The organism is Streptomyces sp. NPDC104761 (assembly GCF_055583445.1).
The window spans coordinates 522,478-543,353 of record NZ_JBVJNZ010000002.1; the positions used below are offsets into that span (position 1 = coordinate 522,478).

24 protein-coding genes are annotated in these 20,876 nt (G+C 72.4%); 14 read left to right on the forward strand and 10 right to left on the reverse strand.

From position 1 onward, the window contains the following. Positions 1–107: 107 nt before the first annotated feature. Positions 108–650, reverse strand: a complete 543-nt coding sequence (locus tag ACZ63F_RS08855; protein ID WP_469709800.1) for a hypothetical protein — start codon at positions 648–650, stop codon at positions 108–110. Positions 651–846: 196 nt separating this feature from the next. Between ACZ63F_RS08855 and ACZ63F_RS08860 the strand changes: the two genes are divergently transcribed. Continuing rightward, complete coding sequence (locus tag ACZ63F_RS08860; RefSeq protein WP_352355984.1) at positions 847–2,490, forward strand: DNA repair helicase XPB; 1,644 nt, start codon at positions 847–849, stop codon at positions 2,488–2,490. Here the strand turns inward: ACZ63F_RS08860 and ACZ63F_RS08865 are convergent. Continuing rightward, on the reverse strand, positions 2,448–3,695 hold the full coding sequence (locus ACZ63F_RS08865) for a glycosyltransferase 87 family protein (protein ID WP_469709801.1): 1,248 nt from the start codon (positions 3,693–3,695) through the stop codon (positions 2,448–2,450). The genes ACZ63F_RS08860 and ACZ63F_RS08865 overlap by 43 nt on opposite strands. Positions 3,696–3,713: 18 nt before the next feature. Then, positions 3,714–3,899, reverse strand: coding sequence for a hypothetical protein (locus ACZ63F_RS08870; RefSeq protein WP_351957006.1), 186 nt, complete (start codon positions 3,897–3,899; stop codon positions 3,714–3,716). A gap of 333 nt (positions 3,900–4,232) precedes the next feature. Between ACZ63F_RS08870 and ACZ63F_RS08875 the strand changes: the two genes are divergently transcribed. Beyond that, positions 4,233–6,308: a HelD family protein gene (locus ACZ63F_RS08875; protein ID WP_469709802.1), complete on the forward strand. Its 2,076-nt coding sequence runs from the start codon at positions 4,233–4,235 to the stop codon at positions 6,306–6,308. Positions 6,309–6,342: 34 nt separating this feature from the next. Here the strand turns inward: ACZ63F_RS08875 and ACZ63F_RS08880 are convergent, their stop codons facing one another. From ACZ63F_RS08880 to ACZ63F_RS08890, 3 genes are all read right to left on the reverse strand, one after another. Further along, entirely contained in the window at positions 6,343–6,582 is a 240-nt protein-coding gene (locus tag ACZ63F_RS08880) for an ArsR/SmtB family transcription factor (RefSeq protein ID WP_469709803.1), read from the reverse strand. Beyond that, positions 6,554–7,306 carry a copper homeostasis protein CutC gene (locus tag ACZ63F_RS08885; RefSeq protein WP_469709804.1) on the reverse strand — a complete coding sequence of 251 codons (753 nt, stop codon included), beginning with the start codon at positions 7,304–7,306 and terminating at the stop codon, positions 6,554–6,556. The genes ACZ63F_RS08880 and ACZ63F_RS08885 overlap by 29 nt, the downstream gene beginning before the upstream one ends. Before the next feature lie 178 nt (positions 7,307–7,484). Beyond that, the gene (locus ACZ63F_RS08890) at positions 7,485–8,156 is read right to left on the reverse strand and encodes a maleylpyruvate isomerase family mycothiol-dependent enzyme (protein WP_469709805.1); all 672 of its coding nucleotides are present in this window, start codon (positions 8,154–8,156) and stop codon (positions 7,485–7,487) included. A 47-nt stretch (positions 8,157–8,203) separates the two neighbouring features. Between ACZ63F_RS08890 and ACZ63F_RS08895 the strand changes: the two genes are divergently transcribed. Further along, positions 8,204–8,875 carry an HD domain-containing protein gene (locus ACZ63F_RS08895; protein WP_469709806.1) on the forward strand — a complete coding sequence of 224 codons (672 nt, stop codon included), beginning with the start codon at positions 8,204–8,206 and terminating at the stop codon, positions 8,873–8,875. Positions 8,876–8,885: 10 nt separating this feature from the next. After that, positions 8,886–9,956 (forward strand): GNAT family N-acetyltransferase, encoded by a 1,071-nt coding sequence (locus ACZ63F_RS08900; RefSeq protein WP_469709807.1) that lies wholly within the window; start codon positions 8,886–8,888, stop codon positions 9,954–9,956. Positions 9,957–9,971: 15 nt separating this feature from the next. Here ACZ63F_RS08900 and ACZ63F_RS08905 read toward each other — a convergent pair whose 3' ends face one another. Both ACZ63F_RS08905 and ACZ63F_RS08910 read right to left on the reverse strand, forming a co-directional pair. Further along, on the reverse strand, positions 9,972–10,244 hold the full coding sequence (locus tag ACZ63F_RS08905; RefSeq protein WP_294001256.1) for a DUF4031 domain-containing protein: 273 nt from the start codon (positions 10,242–10,244) through the stop codon (positions 9,972–9,974). A 52-nt stretch (positions 10,245–10,296) separates the two neighbouring features. Then, positions 10,297–10,683, reverse strand: a complete 387-nt coding sequence (locus ACZ63F_RS08910; protein ID WP_352355968.1) for a hypothetical protein — start codon at positions 10,681–10,683, stop codon at positions 10,297–10,299. A 55-nt stretch (positions 10,684–10,738) separates the two neighbouring features. On the opposite strand from ACZ63F_RS08910, the gene ACZ63F_RS08915 reads away from it, so the two are divergent. From ACZ63F_RS08915 to ACZ63F_RS08925, 3 genes are all read left to right on the forward strand, one after another. Continuing rightward, entirely contained in the window at positions 10,739–11,716 is a 978-nt protein-coding gene (locus ACZ63F_RS08915) for a MurR/RpiR family transcriptional regulator (RefSeq protein ID WP_469709808.1), read from the forward strand. 136 nt (positions 11,717–11,852) lie between these two features. After that, positions 11,853–12,782, forward strand: coding sequence for an N-acetylmuramic acid 6-phosphate etherase (murQ, locus tag ACZ63F_RS08920; protein ID WP_469709809.1), 930 nt, complete (start codon positions 11,853–11,855; stop codon positions 12,780–12,782). A gap of 16 nt (positions 12,783–12,798) precedes the next feature. Beyond that, positions 12,799–14,409, forward strand: coding sequence for a PTS transporter subunit EIIC (locus ACZ63F_RS08925; protein ID WP_469709810.1), 1,611 nt, complete (start codon positions 12,799–12,801; stop codon positions 14,407–14,409). Here the strand turns inward: ACZ63F_RS08925 and ACZ63F_RS08930 are convergent. Beyond that, positions 14,389–15,330 carry an aminoglycoside phosphotransferase family protein gene (locus ACZ63F_RS08930; protein ID WP_469709811.1) on the reverse strand — a complete coding sequence of 314 codons (942 nt, stop codon included), beginning with the start codon at positions 15,328–15,330 and terminating at the stop codon, positions 14,389–14,391. The genes ACZ63F_RS08925 and ACZ63F_RS08930 overlap by 21 nt on opposite strands. 48 nt (positions 15,331–15,378) lie before the next feature. Next, positions 15,379–15,771 carry a hypothetical protein gene (locus ACZ63F_RS08935; RefSeq protein WP_469709959.1) on the reverse strand — a complete coding sequence of 131 codons (393 nt, stop codon included), beginning with the start codon at positions 15,769–15,771 and terminating at the stop codon, positions 15,379–15,381. Between the two features lie 105 nt (positions 15,772–15,876). On the opposite strand from ACZ63F_RS08935, the gene ACZ63F_RS08940 reads away from it, so the two are divergent. The 7 genes from ACZ63F_RS08940 to ACZ63F_RS08970 all read left to right on the forward strand — a co-directional run bounded on the left by ACZ63F_RS08940 (position 15,877) and on the right by ACZ63F_RS08970 (position 20,853). Next, a complete protein-coding gene (locus tag ACZ63F_RS08940) occupies positions 15,877–16,719 on the forward strand; it encodes a helix-turn-helix domain-containing protein (RefSeq protein WP_469709812.1) in 843 nt (280 codons plus the stop codon). Next, complete coding sequence (locus ACZ63F_RS08945) at positions 16,703–16,912, forward strand: DUF397 domain-containing protein (protein ID WP_469709813.1); 210 nt, start codon at positions 16,703–16,705, stop codon at positions 16,910–16,912. The genes ACZ63F_RS08940 and ACZ63F_RS08945 overlap by 17 nt, the downstream gene beginning before the upstream one ends. A gap of 92 nt (positions 16,913–17,004) precedes the next feature. Then, the gene (locus ACZ63F_RS08950) at positions 17,005–17,133 is read left to right on the forward strand and encodes a hypothetical protein (protein ID WP_469709814.1); all 129 of its coding nucleotides are present in this window, start codon (positions 17,005–17,007) and stop codon (positions 17,131–17,133) included. A 223-nt stretch (positions 17,134–17,356) separates the two neighbouring features. After that, entirely contained in the window at positions 17,357–18,244 is an 888-nt protein-coding gene (locus tag ACZ63F_RS08955) for a hypothetical protein (RefSeq protein WP_469709815.1), read from the forward strand. A 118-nt stretch (positions 18,245–18,362) separates the two neighbouring features. After that, positions 18,363–18,938: a hypothetical protein gene (locus tag ACZ63F_RS08960; protein WP_469709816.1), complete on the forward strand. Its 576-nt coding sequence runs from the start codon at positions 18,363–18,365 to the stop codon at positions 18,936–18,938. 123 nt (positions 18,939–19,061) lie between these two features. Continuing rightward, entirely contained in the window at positions 19,062–19,982 is a 921-nt protein-coding gene (locus ACZ63F_RS08965; protein ID WP_469709817.1) for a bifunctional helix-turn-helix transcriptional regulator/GNAT family N-acetyltransferase, read from the forward strand. 76 nt (positions 19,983–20,058) lie between these two features. After that, positions 20,059–20,853, forward strand: coding sequence for an SDR family NAD(P)-dependent oxidoreductase (locus ACZ63F_RS08970; RefSeq protein WP_469709818.1), 795 nt, complete (start codon positions 20,059–20,061; stop codon positions 20,851–20,853). Positions 20,854–20,876 lie beyond the last annotated feature (23 nt).

A 20,876-nucleotide genomic window follows, 5' to 3' on the forward strand; every position in this document is an offset into this window, starting at 1 on the left:
ACGGGCCGTCGTTCGGCTGCGGCGCCGTGGGGGCCGGTCGCGCAGTTCCTCCCCCAGCCTTCGGCCGGGGGTACCCCCAGCGCCCCTTTCGGGGCGTTGCGCCCCCGCTAGCAGTCCCGTACCGGGGCCCCGGTCGGCAGGGCGAAGTGGGTGCGGGCCGCAGCTCGCAGGGCGGCGGACGTCATCCCTTGCTCGAGCCGAGCGGCGGCGTGGTGGCTGAAGTGGTGTTCCAACCACTCGGCGCTGTCGTCCTCCGGCGCCCGTTCCTCGGAGACGACGCGATAGCCACCGTTGGCCGGGTCCCTCTCCAGCCGCACCACCTCCGGTGTCTCCGCACCGCCGCACAGCACCAGCGCACCCGCGCGCTCCCCGTACTCCTCGCACAGCGTGTTGATGCCGGCCCGTACCCGGCCCCCGCTCGCCTCCAGGTCCAGCGCCTCCGCCCGGCAGAACCACCGCGATCTGAGAGCGGGCTCGCTCTCCCCCGCCCCGGTCCCGGCGGACTGCGTCACGAGCCGCGCCTCGATCGCGGGACGCACCTGCGCCCACAGGCCGGCGTCGACCGCGCTCGACCCGCGCGCCCACACCCCGGCCGCCACCAGCACCACCACGGCCCCCGCGCCGGTACCCCAGATGCGTACGGACGTCACCCCAGCCTCCCCACCGAGCCGCGCCCATCCGTGGCTCCCTCGGACATGACACCCGAAACGGACCCAAGGTTGCGCCGGACGATCAGACGCCTGCTGAAGCCGATCGCGGGCGGTGCAGGTTCTGTCGAACGGCGACGGTGATCGCTCGTCCATGAGGCACACTGGAACTTTGGTCCATGACGAAAGGGTGCAGCGCGTGAACGGTCCGTTGATCGTCCAGTCGGACAAGACCCTGCTCCTGGAGGTCGACCACGAGCGGGCCGACGACTGCCGCCGGGCGATCGCGCCCTTCGCCGAGCTGGAGCGGGCGCCGGAGCACATCCACACCTACCGGGTGACCCCGCTGGGCCTGTGGAACGCGCGGGCGGCCGGGCACGACGCCGAGCAGGTCGTGGACGCGCTCGTCGAGTACAGCCGCTATCCGGTGCCGCACGCGCTGCTGGTCGACATCGCCGAGACGATGGACCGGTACGGGCGGCTGACGCTGAGCAAGCACCCGGCGCACGGACTGGTGCTCACCACCACCGACCGGCCGGTCCTGGAGGAGATCCTGCGCTCCAAGCGGATCACCCCGCTGGTCGGCGCCCGGATCGACCCCGACACCGTCGCCGTGCACCCCTCCGAGCGCGGGCAGATCAAGCAGACCCTGCTGAAGCTGGGCTGGCCCGCCGAGGACCTCGCCGGATACGTGGACGGGGAGGCGCACCCCATCGAGCTCGCCGAGGACGGCTGGGCGCTGCGGCCCTACCAGAAGCAGGCCGTGGAGAACTTCTGGCACGGCGGGAGCGGTGTCGTCGTCCTCCCCTGCGGGGCCGGGAAGACCCTGGTCGGGGCCGGGTCCATGGCGCAGGCGAAGTCGACCACGCTGATCCTGGTGACGAACACCGTCTCCGCCCGGCAGTGGAAGCACGAGCTGGTGAAGCGGACGAGCCTCACCGAGGACGAGATCGGCGAGTACAGCGGGACCCGGAAGGAGATCCGGCCCGTCACGATCGCCACCTACCAGGTCCTCACGACCAGGCGGAAGGGCGTCTACCCGCACCTGGAACTCTTCGACTCCCGTGACTGGGGTCTGATCGTCTACGACGAGGTCCATCTGCTGCCGGCTCCTGTCTTCAAGTTCACCGCCGATCTGCAGGCGCGCCGGCGGCTGGGGCTGACGGCCACCCTCGTGCGCGAGGACGGCCGGGAATCGGACGTGTTCTCCCTCATCGGGCCCAAGCGGTTCGACGCTCCGTGGAAGGAGATCGAGGCGCAGGGCTACATCGCACCCGCCGACTGCGTGGAGGTGCGGGTGAACCTGACGGACTCGGAGCGGCTGGCGTACGCCACCGCCGAGACCGAGGAGAAGTACCGCTTCTGTGCGACCACCGCGACCAAGCGGAAGGTCACGGAGGCGATCGTGAAGCGCTTCGCCGGGCAGCAGATCCTCGTCATCGGCCAGTACATCGACCAGCTCGACGAACTGGGCGAGCACCTGAACGCCCCGGTCATCAAGGGCGAGACCTCCAACGCCCAGCGCGAGAAGCTCTTCGACGCCTTCCGCGAGGGCGAGATCAGCGTGCTGGTCGTCTCGAAGGTCGCCAACTTCTCCATCGACCTGCCGGAGGCGACGGTCGCCATCCAGGTGTCGGGCACCTTCGGGTCGAGGCAGGAGGAGGCCCAGCGGCTGGGACGGGTGCTGCGTCCCAAGGCCGACGGCCACCAGGCCCACTTCTACTCCGTCGTCGCCCGCGACACGATCGACCAGGACTTCGCCGCCCACCGGCAGCGGTTCCTGGCGGAGCAGGGGTACGCCTACCGGATCATGGACGCGGACGAGCTGCTGGCGGAGAGCTGAGAGCCGTCCGGCAGGGCGCCGCCGGGCCGCCTGTCCGCCAGGCTGCCGCTCCGCCGCCGTAGAGCGAGTGCGGCCCCCGCCAGCAGCGCCAGCCCCAGGAGGGGGTAGGGCGCCGCGCACGCCTGCTGCCACCACGGCAGGTGCAGGTCCAGGTCGCCCTGGTGGGGCACCAGCCACATCGCGCGGGACGTGAACAGCAGTGCCGCCGTGGCCGCGAGGAGTGTGCGGCCCTCGGCCAGCAGGACCGCCAGCAACGGGACGCACCACACCCAGTGGTGGGACCAGCTGATCGGGCAGACCAGCAGGGCCGTGAACGCGGTGAGCAGGATTCCCCAGCGGTCGCAGCCGTGGACGCGGCGGGCGCGGGCCGCCAGGAACAGGCCCGTCGCCGCCATCGTCGCCGCCGGAAGCATCCAGGCCAGGCCCGGTGCCGCCGAGCCCGTCGCCCTGGCCACCAGGCCCTGGAGCGACTGGTTGTCGACGATCCAGGCCTTGCCGACCCGGCCGGTCTCGAACAGGCGTCGTGTCCAGAAGTCCACGGTGGCCGCGGGCAGGAGAAGGGCGCCGAGCAGGGCCGTACCAGCGAAGGACGCCGTCGCGGTGGCTGCCTCCTTTCTGCGTGCGGTTAGGAACAGGTAGGCGATGAAGATCGCCGGGGTGAGTTTGACGCCCGCCGCGATGCCCAGGGCCAGGCCCTTGCCGCGGGCGCCGGGCGGGCGGCTGAGGTCCCAGAGGACCAGGCAGGTGATCGCCAGGTTGACCTGCCCGAAGAGCAGTGTCTGGAAGACCGGCTCCAGCCAGAGCGCCAGTGCGGTCGCCGCGCACAGCAGCGGAAGGGGTGCGGTGCGGCCGGCCAGGCGGGCGGAGAGGGCGATGAGCCAGGCGAGCAGGAGCGCGTTGCCCGCGAGGAACAGGGCCTTCAGGGCCGGGACGGGGATCCAGGCCGCCGGGGCGAACAGGACCGCCGCGAAGGGCGGATACGTCGCCGGCAGCCGCCACTCGGTGACGGTGAAGCCGTACAGGTCACCGCCGTGGACCACGGCTTCGCCCTCGGCCCGGTAGACCAGCAGGTCGGCCATCGGAGCGCGGAGCAGGATGCAGAGGGCGGCGAAGGAGCAGACGGAGACCGTCAGTAAGGAGAGGGACAGGAGGAGGGGGAGGGAGGCGGGCGGGGCAGGGGGTGACGTCACCGTCCGGTTCGGCACGGGGGCGACCCTATGCCGTCACTTGCGGCGTATGCCTGCTTCCTCGCCGTATTCACCGAGTATCGCGACGCTGAACGCCGCGCTGACGAAGACCTTGACGGCTCGCAGGGCGTCGCCCAGGCGGTGGTGTGGCTGGGGAACTCCGTCGAGGGCTGTGGCGCCCGGGGGGCGGCTGGGGGCTGGGTGGATGGTTGCTGCGCTCATGTCTCCATGGTGGAACTTCGGGCCTCGGAACGGCATCGGTCCACGGGTCCAATTTCCGGCACCCTCCGGTCCACCCCCCGACGGACCCCACCCCCGACCCCGGCCCCACCCTCCGGGTGACGCTCCCCCTAGGGGACGGCGCACGGACAGCCCGAAGACGGCCCGCCCCGGATAATCCATTGGCCTCCCCCGCCCCCACCTCACTACAATCTCCGCTCTTGCCCGCCTCCTCCCGGAGTGCCGCCGCCCGGACGGAAACCGGTCGGCTGATCGCCACCTGTGCGCCACCCACACCTGAGCGCCATCGACTCGCAGGCCTTCGGAGGCACCCCCTTGTCCACGCCCGCCCACGACCCGCTAGCGGACGCTCTCTCCGACCCCCACCCCGACCCCCTCTCCCGCGAACGGTCGCACCTCGCCGAGTCGCGCGCCGCCCTGCGCGCCATGCGCGAGGACGTCGAGTCGCTGGACATCAGCGACGTCACCGCGAACTGGGTCAACGCCGAGGTCCTCGCCCGCCAGATGGAGGAGCGCATCAAGGCGCTCGCCGACCTCAGCGACACTCCGCTCTTCTTCGGCCGCCTCGACTACCTGCACGCCCCCGGCGCCGACCAGGCGGAAGGCGCGTACGGCGAGCGCTTTTACATCGGGCGCCGGCACGTGCACGACCACGACGGCGACCCGATGGTGATCGACTGGCGGGCGCCGGTCTCGCAGCCGTTCTACCGGGCCTCCAAGAAGGACCCGATGGACGTCGCGCTGCGCCGCCGCTTCGGGTACACCCGCGGCGACATCACGGCGTACGAGGACGAGCACCTCTCCGACCCGGCCGAGGCCGCCCGCACCAGCAAGCTGCTCCAGCAGGAGATCGAGCGCCCGCGCGTCGGCCCGATGCGCGACATCGTGGCGACCATCCAGCCCGAGCAGGACGAGATCGTGCGCAGCGGGCTCGGTGGAACGGTGTGTGTGCAGGGTGGCCCGGGAACCGGGAAGACGGCCGTCGGCCTGCACCGGGTCGCGTACCTCCTCTACGCCCACCGGGAGCGGCTCGCCCGCACCGGCACCCTGGTCATCGGGCCGAACCGCTCCTTCCTGCACTACATCGAGCAGGTGCTGCCCGCGCTGGGCGAGCTGACCGTGCGGCAGGCGACGGTGGACGACCTGGTGGCCCACGTCGAGCTGAAGGGGACCGACGACGCCCCCGCCGCGATCATCAAGGGCGACGCCCGGATGGCGGAGGTCCTGCGCAGGGCCGTGTACGCGCACGTCACGCCGCCCACCGAACCGGTCGTGGTGGTGCGCGGCTCCCGGCGCTGGCGGGTCCCGGCGTACGAGCTGGCGGACATCGTCCAGGAGTTGCTGGACCGGGACATCCGGTACGGCGCCGCGCGCGAGGCCCTGCCGCAGCGCATCGCGCACGCCGTGCTGGTCCAGATGGAACGCTCGGGAGAGGCGCCCGACGACCGCGTGCAGGACTCGGTGGCCCGCAACGCGGCCGTGAAGGCGGCCGTCAAGCAGATCTGGCCACCGGTCGATCCGGCGAAGCTCGTGCTGCGCCTGCTCACGGACGCGGACTTCCTCGCGGAGCACGCCGCCGGGATCCTCGACGAGGACGAACAGAAGACGATCCTGTGGGCGAAGCCGGTGCGCAGCGTCAGGGCGGCCAAGTGGTCGGCCGCGGACGCGGTGCTGATCGACGAGACGACGGACCTCGTGCAGCGTACGCACTCGCTCGGCCATGTCGTCCTGGACGAGGCACAGGACCTCTCCCCCATGCAGTACCGCGCGGTCGGCCGCCGGTGCACCACCGGCTCGGCGACCGTCCTCGGCGACCTCGCGCAGGGCACCACGCCGTGGGCGACGCGGAGCTGGGCCGAGGCGCTGGCCCACCTCGGCAAGGCCGACGGGGTCGTCGAGGAACTGACGGCGGGTTTCCGCGTCCCGACCGACGTCATCACCTACGCCTCCCGGCTCCTCCCGCACATCGCGCCGGGCCTCACCCCCGTGGCATCGGTCCGTGAGAACCCCGGGTTCTTCCAGGTCCGCGCAACGCAGGGCACCACCGACGTGGTCGCCGCCTGCGAGGAGTTGCTGGGCAACGAAGGTTCGACGGGCCTGATCGCGGCGGACGCGCGCGTGCCCGAGCTCGCGGCGGCGCTGACGGCGGCCGGCATCGGCCATCTCGCCCCCGGCGAGGAGACCACGGCCGAGACCCGCCTCACCCTGGTCCCGGCGTCCCTGGCCAAGGGCCTGGAGTACGACTACGTGGTCCTCGACGAGCCCCAGGCCGTGGTCGACGGCGAACCGGACGAACGCACCGGTCTGCGCCGCCTGTACGTGGCCCTGACCCGGGCGGTGTCGGGCCTGATCGTGACGCATGCGGCCCCCCTGCCGCCGCAGCTGACCTGAGCCGACCGGCCTCCCACCCCTTCCCCGGCGGCGGCTAGAGCGCCTCCGGCAGCGCCTTCAGCACGGCGTCCAGCAGCCCGGGGAAGCGGGCGTCCAGGTCGGCGCGGCGCAACTGGACGTACCGGTTGCGGCCGACCGCGCGGGTCGAGGTGATCCCGGCCTCGCGCATGATCTTCATGTGGTGCGAGACGGTCGACTTGTGCAGATGCCCGACGCCCAGCGCGTCGGGCGCACAGCTGAACTGCTCACCACCCGCGTACTTCTTCAGCAGCATCAGCCGCACCGGGTCGCCGAGCGCGTGCAACACCCGCCCCGTCCAGCACCCGGCGCCAGGACCGCACCGCCGCCTCCGACACCGCCCCGTCCCAGCCCGCCGGCCGGGCCGCGCCGCCGATGTGGAAAGCGTCGATGTCCGCCGCCAGGAGCTCGGGCACGTGGTCGAGCCGCAGGCCGCCGCCGACCAGGAGCGTCTGCTCGTACCCCGGCTCGCCGCGCCGTCCCGCCTCGGCGAGCAGTCGGGGCAGCCCCTCGTCCACGCCCTCCGCGGCTCCCGCCGTGAGGTAGGTGTCGAGGCCCGGCAGGTCGGCGAGCTGCTTGCGCAGGGCGTCCCGGTCCGCGGCCCGGTCGATGGCCCGGTGGAAGGTCCAGCGGCAGCCGTCCAGCCCGGCCACCACCCGCTCCACCGTGTCCAGGTCCACCCCGCCCTCCGGGTCCAGGAACCCGAACACGAACTGGTCGGCCCCGGCCGCCCGCAGCTCTCCGGCCACCCCCACCAGACGGTCGGCGTCGCCGGCGGCGAACCCGTCCGCCAGCCGCAGCATCACGCGCAGGTCGATGTCGACGGCGGCCCGGATCGCGGCGAAGGTCCGGGGCGACGGGGTGAGCCCGTCGGCCGCCATGTCGGTGACCAGTTCGAGGCGGTCCGCGCCTCCGGCCTGGGCGGCGACCGCGTCCTCGGCGTCGAGGGCGATCACCTCCAGGACTGCACGCGTGCTCATAGGGCCCCTTCCGTGGTGTTCCCCGTGCACTCCGGGTACCTCTCCCGAGAGGTCTAGTCCGGAGGTCTAGTCCAATCCAGGGTACGCGGGGAACACCGGTGGCCGCGAGACCGCCCCCGTCACACAGGGTCCGTATTCAGCCGTAGAGGTTCAGCCGTAGACGTTCAGCCGTAGAGGTTCAGCCGTAGAGGTTCAGCTCTGCCTCCTCCGCTCCCATCAGCTCGTACGACGCCCCGTCCGGCGACCGCCCGGTGTACAGCCGTACGAGCGTCGCCGCGTCCCCCATGAAGCGGGCCGGGGTCCGGGTCCCGCTGGTCTCGCCCAGGTGCAGCGGGTCGTCCACGTCGTCCAGGTCGGCCTGGAGCCGCAGGTGCCCGCGCACCCGGGTCACCCGGGTCAGCAGCGAGAGCGCGTGGGGCAGGCCCGCGCCCGTGTAGGCGCCGGGTTCGCCGAGCGTGTCGCGGACGTCACCGGCGTGCACCCACTCGCCGAAGGCGACCGGGTCGAGGCGCCCGTCCGCCCGCCCCGCGATGACGTCGCCGGCCTCGGTCATCCCGCGCTCCAGCTCGTCGAGGACCCGGGAGTTCGTCCAGTCGGCGCGCTCGGCGATGTCCCGGTCGTTCGACTCGGGCGAGAACACCCCGGGCTCGAAGCGGCCCTCGACCACCCGGATCAGCGCGGCCGAACAGTGGGCGAGCACGTCCCGGACCGTCCACCCCGGACAGGCGGCGGTCGGCAGCGCGAAGTCCGCGTCCGGCCGGGAGCGCAGGAGCGGGATGAGCGCGTCGCGCTCGACGGTGAGGAGGCGGCCGGGGAGGAGGGGGTCGCGTGTGTCGTCAGCAGCAGTCATGACTCCCACGCTAGGGGGATGTCGGTGGCGGGCGGGAGAATGGGCGCATGGACGATCTCCAGGAAAGGGATCTGCGCTCCCGCTGGCTCAGCGCCTTCCTCAGGGCGCGGGACGACGACTCCTGTGCGCCCTCCCCGTACCGGTACGCCGACGAACTGCTCCGCCGCTGGCAGGAGCCCCAGCGTCGGTACCACACGGTCGCCCACCTCGTCGCGGTCCTCGACCGCATCGACGTACTGGAGGAGTACGCGGACGATCCGGACCTGGTCAGGCTCGCCGCCTGGTTCCACGACGCCGTGTACCTGCCGGACCGGTCGACGAACGAGGAGCGCTCGGCACGCCTCGCCGAACGCGCCCTCCCCGAGGCCGGGCTCCCGGCGAGACAGACCGCCGAGGTCGCCCGCCTGGTCCGGCTCACCGTCACCCACGACCCGGCCCCCGGCGACCGCAACGGCGAGGTGCTGTGCGACGCCGACCTCGCGATCCTCGCCGCCCCGCCCTCCGCGTACGCCGCCTACACCGCCGAGGTGCGCGAGGAGTACCACTTCGTCCCGAACGACGCCTTCCGCGCGGGCCGTTCCGCGATCCTGCGCCAACTCCTCGACCTGCCCCAGCTGTTCAGAACGCCGTACGGCCGCACCGAGTGGGAGCCGACCGCCCGCTACAACCTCGCCGCGGAGCTGGAAATGCTGTCGACCGCGGAGGATCCGGCGTCCTAGGGTGCGGCCCATGCGTGCAATGGGCGGGGATCAGGTGGAAGAGGCCGTCGCCGGCTGTGTGGCCGCACTGCGGCCCGCGGTGACGAGGGACTGGACGGAGGTGACGGCCGGCAGGCTGGACTGGAACTGCCACGAGACGGCGGTCCATGTCGCCGACGACCTCGTCGCGTACGCCGCGAACCTGGCCGGGCGCGCCCAGGACGCGTACGTTCCCTTCGAGCTCAGGCTCGACGACGGGACCGACAACTCCGGCCTGCTGCACGTGATCGAGACGACCGGCGCCCTGCTCGCCGCCACCGTCCGCACGACCCCCCGCGATGTCCGCGCCTTCCACCCCTACCCGTTCCGCAGCGCGGACCGCGCGGGCTTCGCCGCTATGGGCGTCGCCGAAGTCCTGCTCCACACCCACGACATCGCACTGGGCCTCGGGCTCCCCTACCGGCCCTCCGAAGAGCTCGCCGAGTCCGTCCTGGCCTGGCTGTTCCCGCATGTCCAGCCGGGCCCCGCCGCCTGGCCGACCCTCCTGTGGGCCACCGGCCGCGGCGAGCTGCCCGGCCGGGCCCCGGTCACCGAATGGCGCTGGCGCAACAATCTGGTCATCCCGGCCGAGCGCCTGGACCTCGTCGGCATCCGCCCTGCCGAAGCCCGTGACCTGCGCCTCGGCGGCGACGGCGGCTTCGAGTGGGTCGAGGGCGGCCCCTACGAGGGCACCCGGGAAGCCGCCGGCTTCCTCCTCAAGGCGTACGAAGGGGGCGTCCACCGGCCGGAGTTCGGCGTCTTCGTCCTGGTCCGCCGTGCGGACGGCCGGGCGATCGGCGGCATGGGCTTCCACTCCGCCCCGGACGAGGACGGCCGGGTGGAGATCGGCTACGACCTGACCGAGGCCGCCCGCGGCAACGGCTACGCGACGGAGGCGCTCCGCGCCCTGGCCGGCTGGGCCCTGGCCCGCGACGACGTGCGCTCCCTGTTCGCCGCCATCGAGTCGGCCAACACCCCTTCCCAGGCGGTCGTCACGCGCGCCGGGTTCGTCAAGGTGAGCGAGGACGAGGAGCGGCTGGCCTTCGCGCTGCGGGCGCAGTAGGGGCCGAAGGGGCGGTTACCGGCGGGGCACGTCGCTCTTGCGCCGGCGCAGCCCCGCCCCGTGCAGCAGCCGTACCACCTCGCGGCTGCTGACCTCCACGGCGCCGGCCCGGACCGCGTCCGGGTAGCGGTGCGAGGGGATGTCGTAGTGGTCGCGCTCGAAGGCGCGCCGCAGCACGCCCATGTCCTCGGCGAAGGCGTGCAGTTCGGCATACGAGACGTCGCTGACCAGGTGGGACCACATCCGGCCGTGGCCCGGCCAGTTGGGCGGATCGATGTACACCGTCATGAGAACTCCGTCATGAGAACTCCGTCATGAGAACTCCGTCATGAGAACTCCGTCACGAGGAGGGCATCCCGCCGCCCAGGGAACCGCCCAGTGAGCCGACCGAGGCGACCTTCACGCCTGCCTTGTGGCACACCCAGTGCGGGTTCGGGCCGAGTTCGGGTTCGACGTCCAGCGCGTGCGGGTCGCCTGAGCCGCACACCGGGCACAGCGGCCAGCGGCCGTACCGCTCCAGCAGCGCGTCCTGTACGTCCTGGGCCACCAGCCCCGCCACGTACGCCACACCCTCCGGCCACTGCTCCACCCACCAGCGGCGCTGTACGACGGAGTCCTCGACCAGCGAGACCACGTCCGCCTCGGCGACCTCGCCCGCGACCAGGTCGGCGAGCACGAGGGCGCGGGCTGCGTGCAGCGCCTGTTCCAAGGGGCTTACGGGGTCCATGGTCCTATTGTGCGCGGTCTTGACCGAGTACCCGAACCGAAAATATCTTTCAAGCGTGACCGAGAACGTGAAGGAAATTTTCGGAGGCCACGGAAACGGCCCCGGGGGCGGCCCCAGAGGCGGCCGTGGAAACAGCCATGGCGGCGGCGGTACGCCCCCGGCTCCCGCCGCGCTGGCGGCCAAGGTGCGGACCCTTGCGCCCTCCATGACCCGCTCCATGCAGCGCGTCGCCGAGGCCGTCGCGAGCGACCCCGCCGGCTGCGCCGCCCTCACGGTCACCGGGCTCGCGGAGCTGACCGGCACCAGCGAGGCGACCGTCGTCCGCACCGCCCGGCTGCTCGGTTACCCCGGCTATCGCGACCTTCGGCTCGCCCTCGCCGGGCTCGCCGCCCAGCAGCAGTCGGGGCGGGCGCCCGCCATCACCACCGACATCGCCGTCGACGACCCGATCGCCGACGTCGTCGCGAAACTCGCCTACGACGAGCAGCAGACCCTCGCGGACACGGCGGCCGGCCTCGACACGGTGCAGCTGGGGGCCGCCGTCAGCGCGCTCGCCGGGGCGCGGCGGACCGATGTGTACGGCATCGGGGCGTCGGGGCTGGTCGCCCAGGACCTCACGCAGAAGCTGCTGCGGATAGGGCTGATAGCGCACGCCCACAGCGATCCGCATCTGGCGGTCACCAACGCGGTGCAGTTGCGGGCCGGGGACGTGGCGATAGCGATCACGCACTCCGGGGCGACCGGCGATGTCATAGAGCCGTTGCGGGTGGCGTTCGAACGGGGGGCGACGACCGTCGCGATCACCGGGCGGCCGGGGTCGTCGGTGACGCAGTACGCCGACCATGTGCTGACCACGTCGACGGCGCGGGAGAGCGAGCTGCGGCCGGCGGCGATGTCGTCGCGGACCGGGCAGTTGCTGGTGGTGGACTGTCTGTTCGTGGGGGTGGCGCAGCGGACGTACGAGGCGGCGGCGCCGGCGTTGGCGGCGTCGTACGAGGCGCTGGCCCACCGGCATCGGAATGTGCCTCGATAGACCGTAGGGCTTGGTCATTGTGGGAGCGTGCCGGTTCGTCGTGGCCTGTCGCGCCCGCGCGGCGGAGCCGCACATCGACACAGCCCCGCGCCCCTGAGTTGGTGCACTCGTCCGCGTTGAGAAAGAGCCGTATCGAATGACCACCGAACACCGCTCCCTTCGCAGCGAGCTGGAAACGCTCACCACCGAGGCCTTCCGGCCGGAGCTCGCCGAGATCGACACGCTGCCCACCCTCGACATCGCGCGGCTCATGAACGGCGAGGACGCCGGGGTGCCCGCCGCCGTGGCTCTGCGGCTGCCGCAGATCTCGGCGGCCATCGACGGCATCGCCGCCCGGATGGCCCAGGGCGGACGGCTGGTCTACGCCGGGGCCGGGACCGCCGGGCGGCTCGGGATCCTGGACGCCTCGGAGTGTCCGCCGACCTTCAACACCCGGCCCGGTCAGGTGGTCGGGGTCATCGCGGGCGGGCCGGCGGCCATGGTGACGTCCGTGGAAGGGGCCGAGGACTCGGCGGAGCTGGCCCGCACGGACCTCGACGCGCTCGGCATCGGCCCCGCCGACTCCGTCGTCGGCGTCTCCGCCTCCGGCCGCACGCCCTACGCCGTCGGCGCCGTCGAGCATGCCCGCGCCCTCGGCGCCCTGACCGTCGGCCTCTCCTGCAACGCGGGCAGCGCGCTCGCGGCCGCCGCCGAGCACGGGATCGAGGTCGTCGTCGGCCCCGAACTGCTCACCGGCTCCACCCGGCTCAAGGCCGGCACCGCCCAGAAGCTCGTCCTCAACATGCTGTCGACGATCACGATGATCCGGCTCGGCAAGACCTACGGGAACCTGATGGTCGACGTCCGCGCCTCGAACGAGAAGCTGAGGGCCCGTTCGCGGCGGATCGTGGCGCTCGCCACGGGTGCGCCGGACGCCGAGATCGAGGCGGCCCTCACCGCCACCGCGGGCGAGGTCAAGCCCGCCGTCCTGGTGATCCTGGCCGGGGTCGACGGGCCCACCGCCGCCCGCCTTCTGGAGGAGTCCGGCGGCCATCTGCGCGCGGCGCTCACCGCGACGGGCGGCTGACGCGCACCCTCGGGGGGTGCAGAGATCGTCGTACGACACCGCCGCCGCGCTGCTGCCCCTGGTCGGCGGCCCCGGGAACGTCACCTCCGTCGCCCACTGCATGACCCGGCTGCGGCTGGGCATCGCCGCCCGGGAGCGGGTCGACGCGGAGGCGGTGCGGGCGGTGCCCGGGGTGCTGGGGGTGGTGACCGACGGGGACACCCTCCAGGTGGTGATCGGCCCGGGTGCGGTGGTGGCGGTGACCGCCGAGTTCGAAAGGCTGCTCGACGCCGCCGCGACGGCCCATCGCGCGCCGGACGACGACCGGCCGGGCGACTTCGGCTCGGGCGGCCCCCTGCCGGGCGGCCCGGCTCCGGACGGCCTCGGCGCCCCGAAGGGGCGCGGGGAACTGCGCGAGCACCCACGACGCACCCGCACCCGAGGCCGTCGGCCCGATCACGACGCCGCGGCCCTCGCGTCGGACCTCCCATCGGACCTCGCGTCGGACCTCGCCGCCCGTGGCGCCGAACTGAAAGCCGCCCGCGCCCGGCGCAACGCGACGCCCGTCAAAACGGCCCTGCGCCGCATCGCCGACGTCTTCGTGCCGCTCATCCCCGCCCTGATCGGCTGCGGAGTCCTCGCCGGCCTGGGCGGGCTGCTCGTGAACGCGGGCTGGCTGCCCTGGCTGACCCCCGCCCTCGCCGCCGTCGCCTCCGGCTTCATGGCGCTGATCAGCGTCTTCGTCGGCTACAACACGGCGAAGGTGTTCGGCGGGACGCCCGTGCTCGGGGGCGCGGTCGCGGCGGTCGTCGTCTATCCGGGCGTCGCGAAGGTGACGGCCTTCGGGGTGGCGCTCGCGCCCGGCCAGGGCGGGGTCCTCGGGGCCCTGGCGGCGGCGCTGCTCGCGGTCGGTGTCGAGAGGTGGTGCCGGGGGCGCGTCCCGGACGCCCTCGACGTGCTCCTCACCCCCACGGTCACCGTCCTCGTCGCGGGCCTCGCCACCCTCTACGGCCTCATGTACGCGGCCGGTCTCGTCTCCTCCGCCATCGGCACCGCGGCCAACTGGCTGCTCGCCACCACCGGACCGCTCGCGGGCCTGGTCCTCGGCGGTCTCTTCCTCCCCCTCGTCATGCTGGGCCTGCACCAGGCCCTGATCCCCATCCACACCACCCTCATCCAGCAGCAGGGCTACACCGTCCTGCTCCCGCTCCTCGCCATGGCGGGCGCCGGCCAGGTGGGCGCGGCCCTCGCCGTCTACGCCCGCCTCCGCCACGACACGCAGCTCCGTACGACGATCAGGTCGGCGCTCCCGGCCGGCCTGCTGGGCGTAGGCGAGCCCCTCATCTACGGCGTCTCGCTCCCCCTCGGCCGCCCCTTCCTCACCGCCTGCGCGGGCGGGGCGGCGGGCGGCGCCTTCGTCGGGTTCTTCGCGGTCCTCGGCGACCGGGTGGGCGCCACCGCCATCGGCCCCTCGGGCTGGGCCCTGTTCCCCCTCCTCACGGGGAACAGGGGCCCGGCCCTGGCGGCGGCGATCTACGCGGGCGGCCTGCTGACCGGCTACGCCGTGGGCTTCCTGGCGACGTACCTCGCCTTCAGCGGTACAGGCAACCCGCGTCCGGGTGACCCGTCACCGCGGCGATCCGGGTGACGAAGTCACCGGCGCCCGAGTGGCGGCGTCCGCGAGGATCGCCCGGAGCCGTGCCATACATTCGGCGACGAAGGCGGGGAAGGTCCGCCAGTAGTAGGCGACTCCGGCGACCCCGACGGCGATCGCCCAGGCACGGGCCCGTGTCCAGGTCGGATCGTCGATGCCCATGGCGTCCCAGTAGGCCTGCCGGGCGTCCTGCGGCAGGTCCCAGAGCACGGAGTGCTCGGCGTCCGGATGGCCGACCGAGAGAGACCCGAAGTCGATGACCGTGTGCAGCCTGCCCTGCCGGACCAGGAGGTTGGTGGGCTTGAGGTCGCCGTGCAGCCACACCTGCGGCCCCCGGGGCTCGGGCAGCGCGAGCGCCGCCCGCCACAGCCGCTCCAGGGTCTCGACATCGAGTTCGTCCCCGGCGACCTCACGGCATTCCTCGACAGACGTACCGACCCAGCTGGCACAATCCCGCAGGCTGCCGCCGCGATACCAGCTCAGGTCGTCCGCGCGCGCCGCCCCCATGAGGCCGATGCCGTGCAGCTCCCGCACGACGGCCGCCAGGTCGGCACCGAAGGCGGCCCAGTCCCGGACGGTGTCCGGACCGGCCTCGTCACCGTCGATCCACCGGTAGACGGACCAGTGGGCCGGGTAGGCGCCTGTGGGCATCCCGCCGTGGACGGGCTCGGGAACGGGGCACGAAAGGGAGGGCGCCAGGCGCGGCAGCCACTCCTGCTCCTTCCGCAGAGCCCGGCCCTTCTCCACGGTCCGGGGCAGACGCACCAGCAGGTCGTCGCCCAGCCGGTACATGGTGTTCTCCGTACCCGCTCCGACACGCGACAGAGGCAGAGCGGCCCACTCCGGGCGCTGCGCCGCCAACAGGTCCCGAATCAGCGTCTCGTCGACCGGCACCTCGTCCTCATGAAGACTCACGCCGACAGTCTCGCTTCCGGGCGGCGCCCGGAGCCAACGACATTTTCCTCAACCCGGCAGCCGCGCGGTCGTGTTCGCCCGCCGCACCTGCGCCCGAAGCACGTCCTGCGGTGACGCCGGCTGCAGCGATCCGGGCGGGCAGTCCCACTCCCGCCCACCCGCCACGGGCCGCAGCTGCACCCTTCCGCCGACGTGCCCTTTGACCTCACCGATCCGCCCGTCCCGTACGTCCGTCACATACGTCCCGAGCGGCGGCCGTTCCCCCCGGACCACCGACGCCAGCCGCTCCGCGACCCGCACGTTGCACCGCCCCAGCTCCACCAGGGCGAACGGCTCGTCGCCGGCCCCGGTCACCGGGTCGACGCACAACGACGGCAACACGACACCGACACCCCGCAGGGCCGACCGCAACGTCTCCACGACTTCTTCGGTGGTCCGCAGCACCATTCCCTACCTCCACGCTGAGTTTCCGGTTCGCGACACAGCGTGGCGGACACGGCTCTAACCTGGCTAGATGCCACATCCCAACAAACATGGGGGTTGCCCATGGCGGCACCGAAGGACCTCGACCCGTCGTCGTCGCCGCGCGCGCTGCTGGGAGCGGAGTTGCGCCATGCGCGGGAGCGGAAGGGGCTGAGTCAGGCGGAGTTGGGCCGAATGCTGTTCGTGAGCGGGTCGTTCATCGGACAGTTGGAGGCGGGGACGCGTCGGATGTTGCCGGACATCGCACGCATGCTGGACGAGGTCCTCGAAACTGAGGGCTTCTTCTCGCGGAACTGCAAGGCGGCTGCCACCACCCTGAAATATCAGGAGCACTTCGAGGTGGTGGCGGAAGCCGAGGCTCAGGCGACGACGATCAGGCAGTACGCGCCGCTGCTGATTCCTGGACTGCTCCAGACGCCCGCATACGGACGGGCCGTCGACCGCGCTTGGGACCCGACCACGCCGGAGGAGACCATCAGGGAGTGGGTGGACGGCCGGTTGGCTCGAGCCCGTCTCCTAGAGCATCCAACAAAGCCGGTGTTGTGGGCGGTGCTTGAGGAAGCATCGTTGCGCCGGGTGTGCGGCAGCCGAGCCATCATGTCGGAGGCGCTGTCTCACGTGGCCGGTCTGGCCTACCGGGGCCGAGTCATCGTGCAGGTGCTGCCGTTCGACGCAGGCGCGCATGCGGCGATGCAGGGTGCCCTGAAACTTTTGGAGTTCGCCGACTCACCCACGCTCGCCTACTCCGAGGGCGTGCGTCACGGACGGCTGGAAGACGACCCGGCGACCGTCGCTCAACTGAGGTTCGTGTTTGACCTCCTCGTTGCCTCCGCGCTTTCGCAGGAAAGGTCCCTGGCTCTGATCAAGGCGTTGGCGGAGGATTACGCCCATGAGGAACTTCCCTGACTACGACCTGAGCGCGGCCGTGTGGCACAAGTCAACGTACAGCGGCGGCGATGACAACTGCCTCGAAGCAGCCCTTGGCGATTTCACCCTCATCCCCGTCCGCGACTCCAAGAATCCCCTCGGTCCGAAGCTCGTGTTCCGGGCGGCGGCCTGGTCGGCCTTCGTGGAGGACGTGAAGGGGACAGCCCGCTGATGTCAGTGACGTCTGCGATGGTGGCGTTACGGAGATCGACAGGCCGGAGGGGACGCGGCGGCTCGATGCCGGGGCCGACCCGGGGAGGTGGGGTGTCGGCGGCTCACGGCCCCTGCACCGCGCGGCGGTGGACGCGCCTCCGCCCCGCCGACGCCCGAGCGGTCATCGGCCCCCCGGACCACTGGGTCGAGCTGCCCGAGCGCGACTACTGGGCGATGTGAGAGAGGTCCCGAGGCTCAAGCGCCCAGCTCCGAGCCCTCTTTTCGCGGAATGGGTGGAGGGCCTCAACCCACCCTCCCACCCTGCGAGTTGACGGCACGCGTTCGGTTTGCCACACACAGTCACGATCGTCTAGCGTGCCCGCATAACGAACAGAACAGCCCCCGTCAGGCGCTACCAACACCTGCGGGGGCTTGACCAACGAGATCGGAACAAGCGATCCCCATGGCTGACACCCAGCTTAGTGCTGCCCCCTCGCCCGTGCACGCCACCCCGCACCCCATGGCCAACCCCGGGTACGGAAAGCGCTCCACGCCCGGCCAACACCGGCGCTCCAACAACGACTTCGTTCACCTCCCACCCCGTGAAGCCGCCATCGCCGCGTACGTCGACCGGCTTCCCGACGGCGCCGACATCTCCGTGAAGACGCTGGCCAAGCAACTCCCGTACGGTCAGTGCGCGCTCCGCACCGCCCTCAACAAGCTCCAGCAGGCAGGGCACTTGCGGCGGGGCCGGGAACATCTGGCCGACTCGGGGAGCTGTCGCTGGATCACCCGATCGTGGTGGTCCCGTACCGCACGCGACGATGACTGGTGGGCGGCGTTCACGCGAGGCGCCGCACCGGAGCCGGAACAGCCACCGGACACGCCCCGCGACCGCCCCACCCGCAGCCGCGCCCACATCCTCCTCGCCGCCCTCGGCCGTACGGCACCCGCCCTCTCCCTCTCCCAGGCCGACTGCGCCGCCCTCGCCCCGCTGCTCACGGAGTGGTTCGCCCGCGGCGCCACCGACGAGTACGCACTCCTGGCCCTGACCAGCGGCCTCCCCTCCCCCGTCCACCACCCGGCCGCCCTGCTCCGCAAACGCCTCACCGACAAGCTCCCGCCCGAGTTGGTGCGGCCACCCACTCACCCGCCCCTCCGCATCCTGGAGTGCGCGAAGTGCGGGACACCGGGTCGCCCAGAGGTCCTGCCGGGCGGTATCTGCGGCGCGTGCCGTGGCGAACGCGCCCCCAACAGCCCCCACACGCCCCTGTCACCTTCCGAGGTCCGGTCCCGCGTCGCGGAGATCCGTGGCGCGATGAACGAGCGACGAGAGAGGACACCCGCATGACGGCTGCTCCACACACACTGCACGCACCCGCAGGTGGTGCTCAAAGTCGGCCGCACCACCTGACAGCGTTCCGGCCGCTCCGGAGGTGTTGTCAGCCCCCTGTGCAACCCTGGACCCCATGAACCACTCCCAGCTCACCACCCTGGGCCGGGCCCTTCGTCTGCTCGGTGAGCACGGGGAGGGCCTGACCGGCGAGACCACCGACGCCAAGCTGCACGAGGTGAAGGACGACCTCCGGCGCGCTCTGGACCTGCTGGAGGAGAGCGTCAGCAGTGCCGCGCCCACCACCCGGTGTGCCGAGCATCCGCAGGGGCCCGTGGACGAGAGCGCCCCCGATCTGTGCCTGCTGTGCGAGACGCGGCGGCGGGCCGCACGGCGGTCGGAGTTCGCGGGTGGGCCCCGGCCCGTGCCGGAGGAGGCCGCCGGGCCCGCCATGTCCCGGTACGGCGTGCGCGCCGACCGGCCGCAGCCGCAGCAGCGCTGGCTGCCCGAGGCGTGGAACGGCCGGGAGTGGGAGCTGTGCGGCACCCCCCGGCGCGACCGGCGGGAGGCCGAGCTGTATCTCGCCGCCCAGCGGCGCGGCTCCCGGCCGGCCATGGCCTACCGCCTGGTCCACGAGTTCACCGACTACGAGGTGCTCCGGGTCTGGGGCACTCCCGTGCACGTCGACATCGAACCACTCGGCAACCTCTGAGCAGGCCCCGCGACAGCGCCTCGTCAGGGGCGGGGCGAACCGCGCGACAGCCACGACGCCCCCGCAGCCGAGAGGCAATGCAGCCACTGGCACCATCCCCGATTCTCTGACTAAAGTCAGAGAATGACTGAGGCGCAGGCGCAGATCGACCAGGTACGGCGGTTCAACCGGACCGTCACCGAACGCGTGGGAGTGCTCCACGACCGCTACCTGGGCCGCGACCGGCCGATCGGCGAGGCCCGGCTGCTCTGGGAGATCGGCGGGCAGGGGCAGGACGTGCGGCGGCTGCGGGAGCGGCTCGGGCTCGACTCCGGGTACGTGAGCCGGCTGCTGCGGTCCCTGGAGGCGGACGGCCTGGTGGCGGTGGAGCCGCAGCCCCAGGACAGGCGGGTGCGCACTGTGCGGCTGACCGAGAAGGGCCGGGCGGAGCGCGCCCTGCTCGACGAACGAAGCGACGAACTGGCCGGTTCGATGCTCCAGCCGCTCAACGCCCGACAGCGTGCCCGGCTGGTCGCGGCCATGGCCGAGGTCGACCGGCTGCTGACCGCCGGGACGGTCACCCTGGACGTCATCGACCCCGACCATCCCGACGCGCGGCACTGCCTGCTGGCCTACTTCGCCGAGTTGCAGGAGCGCTTCGACACCGGCTTCGATCCCGCGCGCAGCCTGCTGCCCGACGCGGGCGAACTCCGGCCGCCGCGCGGCCTGTTCCTGGTCGCCCGGCTGCACGGCGAACCCGTCGGCTGTGCCGGGGTGAAGCTGCCGTCCGGGGCTCCGGCGGAGATCAAGCGCATGTGGGTCGCGCCCCAGGCCCGCCGGCTCGGCCTCGCCCGCCGGTTCCTGACCGAGCTGGAGGCACAGGCCGCCGGGCACGGCTACGACACCCTGCGCCTGGACACCAACAAGACGCTCAGCTCCGCGATCAACCTGTACCACTCCTACGGCTTCCAGGAGGTGCCCGCCTTCAACGACGAGCCGTACGCCCACCACTGGTTCGAGAAGCGGATCACCGCGGCGCCGTCGGTGCCGCCATCCAGGCACTGAACGCCCGAATCCTTTGTGCCGGGGCGGCCGCCCGGGTACCTGTGCGGGGACACGCACACGGAAGGGGTTCGGCGCAATGAGGATCGATCTGACGGGGCGCACGGCACTGGTCACCGGCTCCACGCAGGGCATCGGCGCGGCGATCGCCGTCGGCCTTGCGCGGGCCGGGGCGCGGGTGGGGGTGAACGGCCGGGACGCGAAGCGCGTCGAGGAGAGCGTGGCCCGGCTGGCGGAGCAGGCGCCGGGGGCCGACCTCGTACCGGTCGCCGCGGACGTGACCGGCGAGGAGGGAGCCCGGCGGGTGGCGGAGGCGCTGCCCCAGGTGGACATCCTCGTCAACAACCTGGGGATCTTCGGCGCCGAGGACCCGCTGCGGATCACCGACGACGAGTGGCGGCGCTACTTCGAGGTGAACGTCCTGGCCGCGGTGCGGCTGACCCGCCTCTTCCTGCCGGGCATGACCGAACGCGGCTGGGGGCGCGTCCAGTACATCGCCAGCGACTCGGCGGTCGTCATCCCCGCGGAGATGATCCACTACGGCATGTCGAAGACCGCGCTGCTCGCCGTGGGCCGCGGCTTCGCCAAGCAGGCCGCCGGTACCGGCGTCACGGTGAACTCCGTGATCGCCGGCCCCACCCACACCAGGGGCGTCGAGGACTTCGTCTACGAGCTCGTCGACCGCGACTTGCCCTGGGACGAGGCCCAGCGCGTCTTCATGCGCGAGCACCGGCCGCAGTCACTGCTGCAGCGCCTGATCGAGCCGGAGGAGATCGCCCACATGGTCGTCTACCTCAGCTCCGAGCAGGCCTCGGCCACCACCGGTGGCGCCCTGCGGGTGGACGGCGGCTACGTCGACGCCATCCTGCCGTGACCGGCCGGGCCGCGCGGCTTACC